Raw genomic sequence first — 11,855 nt, 5'->3', positions numbered from 1 at the left:
GAGAAAAATGGGTAAGATCACCGGTTTCATGGAATTCCAGCGCCAGGAAGAAAGCTACCTGGCCCCTGAGGCACGCCTCAAGAACTACAAAGAGTTCGTCATCCACCTGAGCCACGACCAGGCCAAGATCCAGGGCGCGCGCTGCATGGACTGCGGCATCCCGTTCTGCAACTCGGGCTGCCCGGTCAACAACATCATCCCCGACTGGAACGACCTCGTATATCGCGGCCACTACCGCGAAGCACTGAACGTCCTGCACTCGACCAACAACTTCCCCGAGTTCACCGGCCGCATTTGCCCCGCCCCATGTGAAAGCGCCTGCACCCTCGGCATCCACGAACTCCCGGTCGGCATCAAATCGATCGAACACAAGATCATCGACGAAGGCTGGGAGCACGGCTGGGTCGTGCCGCAGCCAGCGGCCAACAAGACCGGCAAGAAAGTCGCCGTGGTCGGCTCCGGCCCCGCAGGCCTGGCCGCCGCCCAGCAGCTGGCCCGCGTCGGCCACGACGTGACCGTGTTTGAAAAAGCCGACCGCATCGGCGGCCTGCTGCGCTACGGCATCCCCGACTTCAAGATGGAGAAGCACCACATCGACCGCCGCATCGAACAGATGGAAGCGGAAGGCGTGAAATTCCGCACCTCCGTCCTGATCGGCAAAGACTTCCCGGCCACCGTCGCCAACAGCGCCAAAGAAACCATCTTCCCGGAAGACCTGGAAAAAGACTTTGACGCTGTAGTGATGGCCGGCGGCGCCGAGCAGCCGCGCGACCTGCCAGTGCCAGGGCGCGAACTGAAAGGCGTCCACTTCGCCATGGACTTCCTGCCGCAGCAGAACAAGGTCAACGCCGGCGACAAGATCAAAGACCAGATCAAAGCCACCGGCAAGCACGTGGTCGTGATCGGCGGCGGCGACACCGGCTCCGACTGCGTCGGCACCTCCAACCGCCACGGCGCCGCCAGCGTCACCCAGTTCGAGCTGATGCCGATGCCGCCCGAGCAGGAGAACAAGCCCCTGGTCTGGCCCTACTGGCCAACCAAGCTGCGCACCTCCTCCTCGCACGAAGAAGGATGCGAGCGCGACTGGGCCGTCGCCACCAAGCGCTTTGAAGGCAAGAATGGCAAAGTCGAAAAGCTGATCGCCTGCCGCGTCGAATGGAAAGACGGCAAGATGAGCGAAGTGCCGAACTCCGAATTCGAAGTGAAGGCCGACCTGGTGCTGCTGGCCATGGGCTTCGTCTCCCCGGTGCAGCAAGTGCTTGACGCCTTCGGTGTCGACAAAGACGCACGCGGCAACGCGCGCGCCCAGACCGAAGGCGACAACAGCTACAAGACCAGCAAGCCCGGCATTTTCGCCGCCGGCGACATGCGCCGTGGTCAATCGCTGGTGGTCTGGGCCATCCGCGAAGGCCGCCAATGCGCCCGCGCCGTCGACGAATACCTGATGGGCAGCTCCGTCCTGCCACGCTGACCCCAAACCGGTGCCACAAACCGGTGCCAGGTCTGTCATTTGGACACCGGTGCATCCTCTTTGATGTTGCTCAATACGCCGAAGTCCTTTTCGGCGTATTGATGCGCACAGCCCAGTGCGCTTGACGCTCCTGCCCATCAGCGTAAACTGGCACCACGCACTTCAAAGCGAGGCGCCAAATGCACAGCGACAATAACCGCAAGCCGAACGGTGACCTTGAATGTCGTGTCGTTCGCATCGAATCCTCTTCCACGCATCAAGCTGAGACCCTAAAAGACTTTAAGGATGAAACGCGCAGGAATTTTGACCGCGTCCATGCCGGAGTTCGCATCCTTACAGGCATGCTTTTCACGGTAGTGCTGGGGGTTTTCGCCCTCCTGGCAAAAGTGTACGGGGCGTAAGTCGGCTCTACATGCCCCTTTCCAGCAGCGCAAGCCTTTCATGGACCTCCTGCTTGAGCCGATAGAGCTGCGCCGGCCGGTGCGCCGCGCCGCTGGAGAAAGCGCCTTCCACTGCCTCCAGCATATCCATCTCGCTGATCTTGCGGCGGAAGCTGACCTTGTTGATCGGCTCACCCATCAGCGATTCGTACACGCGCTGTAACTGCGGCAAGGTAAAGGTCTCGCCCGCGAGGTAGCATGGCAGCGACGAGTACTGGCTCTTGCTGCGCAGCCGCGCCACCGCCGCATGGATTATCTCCAGATGGTCGAAAGGCAGCTTGAGTGGCTTGTCGACGCTGGCCAGTTTCACGCCCGGATGCACATTCTCCTCAAGCACGCCAGCCGGAACCAGCGCGTAATAGACAATGGACACCGACCACCCGCGCGGATCGCGTGCCGGCCCAGAGAAGGTGGCGAGTTGTTCCAGATAGGGCGGCGTGATACCCGTCTTCTCGCGCAGCACGCGCAGCGCCGCATCCTGCGCGTCGCTATCGCTTTGCGGATGGATGTACCCGCCCGGCAGCGCCGCAACGCCCTGGAACGGTTCATGGCTGCGGCTCAGCAGCGCGACTTTCAGGGCATCCTCCTGCAGCGTGAGCAGGACAACGTCGACAGTGCAGATTACTTGTTGCATGGGCAGGATGGGTCTCGGGCAGTCTTAGTACGAGAATTATACTAATTAGTGATGGCTCCAGCTAATCGCTGACTAAGCTTAGTTGCAAAACTATCCTAAGTGATCTACACTGGATTCATGAGCGAACGTAATGTCATCCCGATCCAGCCCCTCACCGACGCGATTTCGGCAAGCCTGTTTGCGGCTCCCGTCCTGGCGGGTCTGCGCAAATCCGTACCGGCAGTCGCATTCCGCGCCCCCGATCCCGCCGACGAAGAGCGCTGGCGCAGGCACGCCATCGGCGGACGCACCTACCGCGTCGCGCAGCCGGTGACCTTCACGCCCTACGCATCGGCGCAGCCATGCTCGGCGCGTTGTCGCTTCTGCTCCGAAACGCTGATCGAAGCCGGCGGCGCCCGTCCATCGAGCGCGCTACGCCCCGGGCCTGGCTACTTCGCGGCGCTGGAAAGCGCGCTCGAACAACTGCGCGGCTTGCCGCTGTCCTACTCCCTTTCCGGCCTGGAGACGACGGACGATGCAGGCTGGATGGGCGCCATGCTGGATATCCTGGCGCAGCATGCGGCGGTATCGCCCGTCCTGAACCGCGTACTGTACACAAACGGCGCCGGCCTCGCCGTAGCGCAGCAAGGCGAAGCGTTGACCGAGCGCCTGGTCGATTTCGGCCTCGACTGGCTCGAACTGTCGCGCCACCATTTCGACGCAGCGACCAACCAGTCCATCATGCGCTTCCGGCCCGGCGTCCAGGTGCAGCACCAGCCGGCATTCAGCGCCATGGTGCAGCGCCTGGCTGGCCGCCTGAATGTGAAGATGGTGTGCATCGTCCAGGAAGGCGGCGTGGCACAGACGGCGGATGTCCTGCGCTACCTGGAATGGGCGCACGCGCTGGGAGTGCGCTCGGTGATCTTCCGCGAGTTCTCAAAACTCGACGACAGCTACAAGGACAATGTGACGGCACGCTACATCGGCAACGCGCGCGTATCGATGGACAGCCTGCTCGCGCAATGCCTGGCGACCACGGAGTTTGCGGACAGCTTCGCCTTCGAGCAAGTGACGGAAGGCTATTACTTTTGGAACCTGGTCGGCAGGTTCCGCGACATGAACGTCACTTTCGAAGCATCCGACTACTCCCAGATGCACCGGCAGCACAACTCGGGCGACGTCTACAAGCTGGTCTTCCACGCCAACGGCAACCTTTGCGCCGACTGGAATCCCGAACGGCACGTATTGTTGGCGGCGGAGCGCGCAAATGGATAACAACAGCTGGCTCATACTGCGGGACAGCGATCCCGCCTACAAGCTCCCGCCCGACCTGGCAGCGAACGATGCGCTGGGTGCGCGCGATTGCGGCTGGGTGGAGCAGATGCGCCCTTTCATCCGCCACTTTTCGCCGCCCGCCGGCATGGTGATCGACCCGTTCAACGGTTTCGGCACGACCCTGGTTGCCGCCTCGCTGGAGGGCCGGCGCGGCATCGGCGTGGAGCTGGAGCCCGCCCGCGCAGCCATTGCGGAAGAACGCTTGCGCCGGCTGGACGCGCGCAACCAGACGGTGCTGGCCGGCGACCTGGTCGAGGTGGCAGCCTCCTTGCCGCAGGCGGACCTGGTGCTGACCAACGCGCCCTACTTCGGATGCCGCTGGCAGTCCGCGCACGACAGCGACGGCCAGCTGTACAGCGCAAGCAATTACGCGGGCTTCCTCGACATGTTCTACCGCGTGCTGAAGTCGCTCAAGCCAATGCTGCGCGAAGGCGGATACCTGATCGTGATGGCGGAGAACCTGCGCATCGGCACGCATTTCGTGCCCATGGCCTGGGACCTGGGCCGCATGCTGGCCGAGCATTTCAACCTGGTCGACGAGCGCATCCTGCTCTACGAGCGCCCGACAGCACCGTTGCCGGCGCTGGACGCTGGCAGCAACCGCGCGCACGAATACGCACTGATCGCCCGCAACGACCGCAAGCCGGTCGACCTGCAGGACAGCCTGCGTTGCCTGCGCGAGCTGGCCGCCGACTTTCCCGAGGTGCTTGTCTACGGCGGCTTTGCGCGCTGGCTGGCAGGGCAGAAGGCGGAACGGCTGCCGTCCGATGTCGACCTGCTGGTGCCGGAGCGGGTGGATCTCCTGTGCCAGCTGGTGCGCTGGTTCGAAGCGCGCGGCTTCCAGGTCACGCGCTGGGGCCAACCGTTTGGCTGGCAAGCAGCAGGGACGGCATTGAAGGGCGCGCACTATTTCCGCGCCCAACGCCTGCGCGCCAGCGGCGAGCTGTGCATCTTCGACGTCTGTTTTGACGATGCGCTGCTGCAGTATGACGAAGCGCTGCGTGCGGCGGCACAGGTCGACGGCCTGAATGTGCTGCCGTCAGCCCGGCCGCCGCATTCCCTTAGGCCAGAAAGTAGTACGGTGGTATCGTCAACTCAATGAACAAGCAAACGAGCAGGAGCCACTGCCACCCTTGCGCGGGCTGTTCAAGGAAGTACGACTTGATGCCAAAGTAGCCTAAGCCCACCACCAGGCAGAGCAGCGCGAACCCATAGGTGTACATACCCAATAAGGCCAGCCCGATTGCATGCCCTTCGTGCGCGCCGGGGACTGAGTCGAGTCCCAGGAACATGATGATGACAAGCAGTAGCGCCAGGTTGGCGAAGATGATGATGGCTGATATGAGGCCCGGTGCTTTTCCAGTGTGCTCGTTCATACCGAAAGTTAAAAAAACGGCAATTCTACTGTTGCATCCATGAATGGCCGCGCACGATTCCGATAAACGCGCCCCATAGCCCGGTTCTTTACAATTCGGTTGGCATCGCAGGCGCAGTTCAGGTCGCGTTTGGCAGGTCAAATATTATTGCGCGCGCGTCCACGTGGAGTGTAATGCGCCAGCGTTTATCGCCCAGGTGCGGGGCGTTGGCTTCGAATTCCAGCATCTCCACGCCGCGCGGAACTGTCCGCTCCAGCACGCGCTGCTGCCATATTGTTTCGTATTCCAGCTTGCGGCCGATGCGCCGTTCGCGCAGTTGCGCGGCATCGATCGCCACCGGCACCAGCGGTTGGCCGGAGGGCGACGGGAGTCCGGTGCGGGGATGGAAGAGAATGCGGCCGCGCAGCGGTTTCAGGCTGGAGACCTGGAGCACCGGCTGGCCTGTCAAACGCGGCCGCTTCCAGCGGCGCCAGGTGAAGTAAAGCATGGCCATGCCAGCCAGGGGCAAGAGCAAGGGGGCCAATGCCGGGGCATGCTGGCCTGAGACGAGCTGCTTGAGCGCAGGTTGGGCGACGGTCCAGCCTACGCTGTTCACATGCAGTGTGGCGAACAGCATGAAGCCGTAGCCATTTCCGCGTGTCCGCACCAGCGGTGGTACGTCGGACTTTGGGCTGACGCCACGCAGGAGGTGGAAAATCAGGTAGAGCGCCCCAAAGCCGACGGACGGGAAGACGATGGCAAACAAGAGGTGGATGGCCATCATCCCGGGCCGTACCGACTTGTCGTAAACCGCGCTGGCGGGATCAAGTGGATCGACCCACAGGGTGACGTTCTCACCCCGCTCCAGCGCAGCGCGCAGTTCGCTGTGCACGCGGTGTTGGAAGTCGCCGATGTTGTCGGCAAAGTCGCTGAAGCTGACGCGCTTGCTGGCGTAGCGGCGCCCCTGGAATTCATAGCTGAATTCCGCCATTGCCCGGTAAGTCGTGCCGCCCTTCCTGCCGCGCAGGGAATCAAGGTAGGCGGACTCGACGCGCGCCGGAACCGGCACATAGCTGCGTGCAGCCGTCCAGTTCCGTGCTTGCTCATGCAGCTTCGCGAGGCCGCCGAAAATGCCGACGGCGCTCATCGCGAGGCCAAATGCGAGCAACAGCAGCGTCGCTACAACCTTGCTGCCAATGGCCGTTGGCTGCACCATCCGGTCAGAACTTGGCGGCCACGCTCACACCGATGCTGCGCGGCGCCAGGCGGTAGCCCTGCACGATCGAGGCGACCTGCGGATGCTGGATGACCTTGTCTTCATCGAAGGCGTTCTTGATGAAGGCAGTCAGCTGGTAGCGGTCAAGCGTGATACCGGCGCTGAAGTTGGTGGTGTGGTACGACGGACGGTTGTAGTCGGTGGACTCGGGGTTGAGCGAGCCTTTGCTCGGGCCGACCCATTGCACGCCGCCCATGACAAAGGCGCTGCGGCCGCCGGCGGTGGAGAAGTTGTACTGCGCCGTGATGGTGCCGTTGTACTTCGGTACGCCCTGCACTTGCGCGCCTTTCACTGCACCCAGCACGCCGTTGGAGATGCCTTCGTCGTTGGACAGCTCAGCTTTCACGTAGCCGCCGGCGGCGCTCAGCGTCAGGCCGGCCATCGGCTTGGCTTTGATGTCGAACTCAAAGCCCTTGCTGGTGGCGTTGCCGGCGTTGGCGTTGTAGGTGTAGGCGCAAGTCGGCAGGTAGACGCCCTGCTGGATGTTCTTCCACTTCACGTAGAACACGTCGGCGTTGACGGCGACGCGGCCGCCCAGGAAGCGCGATTTGCTGCCGACTTCATAGCTCCACAGGCTGTCCGGCGCATAGGTAGGCGGGCCTTCGCTCAGGCCGTTCTCTTCCAGGTCCGGGCCGCAGGTGGTAGGCGGCACGAAGACATTGGAGCCGCCCAGGCGGAAGCCTTTGGCGACGGAGCTGTAGATGGTGTGGTCGGGCGAGGCTTCCCACGTTACGGCGTATTTCGGCGTGAAGGCGTGCGAGGACAGCTCGGTGCTGCTGTTGTTGCCGGCGCCGGCCAGGTAGTTGCTGTTGCGCTGGGCCAGGTTGGATTTGCCTTTCAGGTAGCGCGCGCCGACCGTGGCGTGCAGCGTCGGCGAGAAGTAGTAATTCACTTCGCCGAAGATCGAGCTTTGCTTTTCGCGGTAGTGGAACTCGCCGGCGAACGAGTTATCGTTCGGGAAGGCGCCAGGATAGGCGTCCGGCAGCAGTTCGGGATCGTCGATGGAGAAGCCGAATTTCCTGAACGTTTCGGTCACGCCGTGGATCGGGTCGTTCTCGTTCAGGTTGGTGTGCTGGTTCGAGAAGTAGAAGCCGCCCAGCCAGGTCCAGGGCGAACGCGCGGCGTCATACGGCTTGGAGGCCAGGCGGAACTCCTGCGAGATCTGGCGCACCGCATTGTTCAGGAAGACGGTGGAAGGCAGGCCGGCCACCGCTTCGATCAGCTCGGGCGGCGCCTTGCCGCCATCCTCGGTCGAGGTCAGGAAGGTCGACAGCGAATAGCTGTTGTAGGCCGAGCCGTTCTGCTGGCGGTCGAACTTGCGCTGGAAGTAGCTGGTGCTGGAAGTCAGGTCGGCGCCGCCCAGGTCCCAGTTGACGGCCACGTTGGGCGTCAGCAGCTTGTCGATGGACGGTTCGCGCACCTGCTTCTGCGCCTGGTAGCGTGGCCGATCCAGGCTGAAGGCGGCGATATCCTTGGCATCCACGCGCTGGTAATACAAGGACGGCGTAATAGTCAGGTCGCGCGTCGGCGCCCATTTCAGCGCCACCCGCACTTCCTGGTCATTGATCTTGTTGATATCGCTGGCCAGCACCTTGCCGTCGCCGTCCACCTGGTCGATGAAGCCGCCGGCGCGCTGGGCCTGGGCGCCGATGCGCAGCGCCAGTTCATTGCTCACCAGCGGGAAGTTGCCGACCACATTGGTGGAAAAGCCCGGGCTGCCGCCGCGCGTGGACGACGCTTCGGCGTAGGCCAGGATTTCGCGCTCTTTCAGGTCCGGCTCATTCGGCACGAACTTGATGGTGCCGCCCATGGAGCTGGCGCCGTACAGCGTGGCCTGCGGGCCGCGCAGCACTTCCACCCGGTCGATGTCGAAGAACTTCGGTTCCACCGTGCCCATGGTGTACAGGTTGCCCACCGTCAGCGAGACGTCGCCCAGGTAGATGCCGACCGTGGCCTGCCCGGCGGCCGAGCTGATGCCGCGGATTTCAATATTGGAGGTGCCGGGTCCGGCACCGCCATTGCCGGTGGCGGCGGTGAAGGAAATATTCGGGATGGCGCGCGTCAGGTCGGTAAAGTCGTCCACCTGCTGCGCCTGCAGGGAATTGCCGCTGATGGCGGAAATACTCATCGCCACCTTGTTCGGGTCTTCCTTGCGCTTTTGCGCCGTCACGGTGACGACTTCGATCTTGTCGCTTTCAGCGAAAACCTGGGCCGAGATGGCCGCCAGGGAGCAAGCCAGGACCGTCCGACGAATTTTCATGCCGATATTCCTTCTAATGAGCCAAAGTTATTAAAATATCAGGAATTTGCTGCCGTGCAGCAGGCAACAGCAGTTTCAAATTGTAAATTGCTGACTTTGGGGTTAGTAGTGTTGTATTATTTACCTCTTTACATCCGCCACCAGGGGCTTTGAGGGGCTCCAAGCAGAGATATCCGTTTCTGAATTACAATGTGGCCTCAAGAACAAAGAGCGACATCTGTGCCAAATCTAGTCGAAATCCGTGACTTACACTTCAGCTATGGAAAGCGAGCCATCCTGTCCGGTCTCCATATGGACTTCCCGCGCGGGAAGGTGGTGGCGGTCATGGGCGGTTCCGGCAGCGGCAAAACCACGGTGCTGCGCCTGATCGGCGGCCAGCTGCGCCCGCAGAAGGGCGCGGCCAAGGTGGATGGCCAGGTCGTGCACCAGTTAAAGACGCGCGACCTGTACGTGTTGCGCCGCAAAATGGGCATGCTGTTCCAGCATGGCGCGCTGTTCACCGACCTGACCGTGTACGAAAACGTGGCGTTCCCGCTGCGCGAGCATACCGACCTGCCGGAAGAACTGATCCGCGATCTGGTGCTGATGAAGCTGCACGCCGTGGGCTTGCGCAATGCCGCCAAGCTGAAGCCGGGCGAGATTTCCGGCGGCATGGCGCGCCGCGTGGCGCTGGCGCGCTCCATCGCGCTCGACCCGCAGCTGATCATGTATGACGAGCCGTTCGCCGGCCTCGACCCGATTTCCATGGGCGTGACCGCCAACCTGATCCGCAACCTGAATGATGCGCTGGGTTCGACCACCATCCTCGTCTCGCACGATGTGAAGGAATCGTTCCAGATTGCTGACTATGTGTATTTCCTGTCGCAGGGCAAGATCGTGGCCCACGGCACTCCGGCTGACATGATGGTTTCGACCGACCCTTACGTGAAGCAATTCGTGCACGCGGAAGCGGATGGCCCTGTGCCGTTCCACTATCCGGGCAAGACCCTGGCCGAGGACCTGGGCCTGGGAGCACGCGCATGATGCGCCGTTTCCTGCTGAGCGTGGGTGGTGGCGCACGCGATTATGTGGAAAGCATTGGCTTTTCCACTCGTACTTTCTTTACTATGCTGGGCCTGTCGCCGGGCTTGCTGCGCCGTCCGCGCCTGCTGGTGGAACAGCTGCATGTGATCGGTAACTATTCCTTGCTGATCATTATCCTGTCCGGCCTGTTCGTCGGCATGGTGCTGGGCTTGCAGGGCTATTACACGCTGAATAAATACGGCGCTTCGGAGTCGCTCGGCCTGCTGGTGGCGCTGGGCCTGACGCGCGAACTGGGGCCGGTCATCACCGCGCTGCTGTTTGCCGGCCGCGCCGGCACCTCGCTGACGGCCGAGATCGGCTTGATGAAGGCGGGCGAGCAGCTGTCGGCCATGGAAATGATGGCGGTGAATCCGATCCAGCGCGTGCTGGCGCCGCGGTTCTGGGCTGGCGTGATTTCGGTGCCGCTGCTGACTGCCATGTTCAGCGCGGTAGGTATCCTCGGCGGCTACCTGATCGGCGTGGGCCTGATCGGTGTCGACGAGGGCGCGTTCTGGTCGCAGATGCAGGGCGGCGTGGATGTGTGGAAGGACGTATTCAACGGATTCGTGAAGAGTGTGGTGTTCGGTATCGCCATCACTTATATCGCGCTGTACCAAGGCTATGAAGCCCAGCCTACGCCGGAGGACGTTTCCGGTGCGACGACGCGCACTGTGGTCATCTCGTCCCTGATGATCTGGTGGCTCGATTTCATGCTGACGGCGCTGATGTTTAGCAAGTAAGGCGCAGCGCGCCATGACTAAGGAATTTTGAAATGCAACGTAAATCTCTCGATATCTGGGTTGGCCTGTTCATCGTTATCGGCGCCGCTGCGCTGATGTTCCTGGCGCTCAAGGCCGGCAATATGGGCTCGATGGCCTTCGGCAAGACTTACCAGGTGACCGCGCGTTTCGACAATATCGGCTCGCTGCGTCCGCAGGCGGCGGTGAAGGCGTCCGGCGTGGTGGTGGGCCGTGTCGCGTCGATCGGTTTCGACGATAAGGTGTATAAAGCGGTTGTCACGCTGGACATGGAAGAAGGCTTCAAGTTCCCGAAAGACAGCTCGGCCAAGATCCTGACCGCTGGCCTGCTGGGCGAGCAGTACATTGGCATTGAAGCCGGCGGCGACGAGAAAAACCTGGTGGCAGGCGACCGCATCGCCCGTACCCAGTCGGCCACCGTGCTGGAAGACCTGATCAACCAGTTTATCTATAGCAAGGCAGCAGAAGGAAAGGACTCCCAATGAGCAAATTCCGTACGTTGACCCTGACCGTGGTGGCGGCTGCCGCCCTGAGCGGCTGCGCCACCTCGAGCAACCCGCGCGACCCGTTCGAGAGCTACAACCGCGCCGTCTTCAACTTCAACGACAAGGTCGATGAAGTGGCCCTGAAGCCGGTTGCCACCGCCTACAAGAACGTCACCCCGGGCTTTTTCCAGACCGGCGTGAGCAATTTCTTCGGCAACCTGGCCGATATCTGGACCGCCGCCAACAACCTGCTGCAAGGCAAGGTTGGCGATGGCATGTCGGATGTGATGCGCGTGGCGCTGAACTCGACCTTTGGCCTGCTGGGCGTGCTCGATATCGCCTCCGAAGCAGGGTTGCAAAAACATAAAGAAGATTTCGGCCAGACGCTGGGTTCCTGGGGCGTGCCATCCGGTCCCTATGTAGTGCTGCCGCTGCTGGGCCCGTCGACCGTGCGCGATACCGTCGCCCTGCCGGCCGACGTCGCCGCCGATCCATGGAAATACAAGGAGCCTGTCAACGTCCGCAACATCGGCACCGTTACCCGTGTTGTGGACCAGCGGGCATCGCTGCTCGATGCGTCCACCTTGCTGGAAGACGCCGCCCTGGACCGTTATGAATTCGTGCGCGACGGTTGGATGCAGCGCCGTAACAGCCAGGTTTACGATGGCGAGGACGGCCCGAAGGGCAAGCAGAAGCAAGCGGAGCAGGAGGACGAGGCCAAAAACCCGCCTCAGGCTATAATCGCGGCACCGGCTGAAACGACTAGCAGCCTGTGACCCGGAAGCTAACCAACATAGGTA

The 11,855-nt window shown here is 62.2% G+C and carries 12 protein-coding genes; 8 read left to right on the top strand and 4 right to left on the bottom strand.

All coding sequences use genetic code 11. The annotated features are described in order from the left end of the window. Positions 1–7: 7 nt before the first annotated feature. Positions 8–1,471, top strand: a complete 1,464-nt coding sequence (locus ACE3TQ_RS13030; protein ID WP_374582657.1) for a glutamate synthase subunit beta — start codon at positions 8–10, stop codon at positions 1,469–1,471. 179 nt (positions 1,472–1,650) lie between these two features. Continuing rightward, on the top strand, positions 1,651–1,872 hold the full coding sequence (locus tag ACE3TQ_RS13025; protein WP_374582655.1) for a hypothetical protein: 222 nt from the start codon (positions 1,651–1,653) through the stop codon (positions 1,870–1,872). 7 nt (positions 1,873–1,879) lie between these two features. On the opposite strand, the gene ACE3TQ_RS13020 is transcribed toward ACE3TQ_RS13025, so the two are convergent. Continuing rightward, the gene (locus ACE3TQ_RS13020) at positions 1,880–2,545 is read right to left on the bottom strand and encodes an NUDIX domain-containing protein (RefSeq protein ID WP_374582654.1); all 666 of its coding nucleotides are present in this window, start codon (positions 2,543–2,545) and stop codon (positions 1,880–1,882) included. A 117-nt stretch (positions 2,546–2,662) separates the two neighbouring features. Here ACE3TQ_RS13020 and ACE3TQ_RS13015 point away from each other — a divergent pair, with 117 nt between their 5' ends. After that, positions 2,663–3,799, top strand: coding sequence for a hypothetical protein (locus ACE3TQ_RS13015; protein ID WP_374582653.1), 1,137 nt, complete (start codon positions 2,663–2,665; stop codon positions 3,797–3,799). Beyond that, positions 3,792–4,961, top strand: a complete 1,170-nt coding sequence (locus ACE3TQ_RS13010; protein ID WP_374582652.1) for a TRM11 family methyltransferase — start codon at positions 3,792–3,794, stop codon at positions 4,959–4,961. The genes ACE3TQ_RS13015 and ACE3TQ_RS13010 overlap by 8 nt, the downstream gene beginning before the upstream one ends. Here ACE3TQ_RS13010 and ACE3TQ_RS13005 read toward each other — a convergent pair. From ACE3TQ_RS13005 to ACE3TQ_RS12995, 3 genes are all read right to left on the bottom strand, one after another. Further along, positions 4,921–5,235 (bottom strand): hypothetical protein, encoded by a 315-nt coding sequence (locus ACE3TQ_RS13005; RefSeq protein WP_374582651.1) that lies wholly within the window; start codon positions 5,233–5,235, stop codon positions 4,921–4,923. The genes ACE3TQ_RS13010 and ACE3TQ_RS13005 overlap by 41 nt on opposite strands. A gap of 118 nt (positions 5,236–5,353) precedes the next feature. Further along, positions 5,354–6,430: a DUF3592 domain-containing protein gene (locus tag ACE3TQ_RS13000; protein ID WP_374582649.1), complete on the bottom strand. Its 1,077-nt coding sequence runs from the start codon at positions 6,428–6,430 to the stop codon at positions 5,354–5,356. Between the two features lie 4 nt (positions 6,431–6,434). After that, entirely contained in the window at positions 6,435–8,750 is a 2,316-nt protein-coding gene (locus ACE3TQ_RS12995; RefSeq protein ID WP_374582648.1) for a TonB-dependent receptor, read from the bottom strand. A gap of 219 nt (positions 8,751–8,969) precedes the next feature. On the opposite strand from ACE3TQ_RS12995, the gene ACE3TQ_RS12990 reads away from it, so the two are divergent. Genes ACE3TQ_RS12990 through ACE3TQ_RS12975 form a run of 4 tightly spaced genes read left to right on the top strand, consistent with a single transcriptional unit; the run spans position 8,970 to position 11,831 of the window. After that, the gene (locus ACE3TQ_RS12990) at positions 8,970–9,773 is read left to right on the top strand and encodes an ABC transporter ATP-binding protein (RefSeq protein ID WP_374582646.1); all 804 of its coding nucleotides are present in this window, start codon (positions 8,970–8,972) and stop codon (positions 9,771–9,773) included. Next, the gene (gene mlaE / locus ACE3TQ_RS12985) at positions 9,770–10,552 is read left to right on the top strand and encodes a lipid asymmetry maintenance ABC transporter permease subunit MlaE (protein WP_374582645.1); all 783 of its coding nucleotides are present in this window, start codon (positions 9,770–9,772) and stop codon (positions 10,550–10,552) included. The genes ACE3TQ_RS12990 and mlaE overlap by 4 nt, the downstream gene beginning before the upstream one ends. A gap of 32 nt (positions 10,553–10,584) precedes the next feature. Next, positions 10,585–11,055 (top strand): outer membrane lipid asymmetry maintenance protein MlaD, encoded by a 471-nt coding sequence (gene mlaD / locus ACE3TQ_RS12980; RefSeq protein ID WP_374582644.1) that lies wholly within the window; start codon positions 10,585–10,587, stop codon positions 11,053–11,055. Then, positions 11,052–11,831 carry a VacJ family lipoprotein gene (locus ACE3TQ_RS12975; protein WP_374582643.1) on the top strand — a complete coding sequence of 260 codons (780 nt, stop codon included), beginning with the start codon at positions 11,052–11,054 and terminating at the stop codon, positions 11,829–11,831. The genes mlaD and ACE3TQ_RS12975 overlap by 4 nt, the downstream gene beginning before the upstream one ends. Positions 11,832–11,855 lie beyond the last annotated feature (24 nt).

Origin of the sequence: Pseudoduganella sp. (genome assembly GCF_041914865.1) — a bacterium.
Lineage (GTDB): Bacteria > Pseudomonadota > Gammaproteobacteria > Burkholderiales > Burkholderiaceae_D > Rugamonas.
Note: the sequence above shows the minus strand (reverse complement) of the source record. Positions and strands in the feature narration are given on the sequence as shown.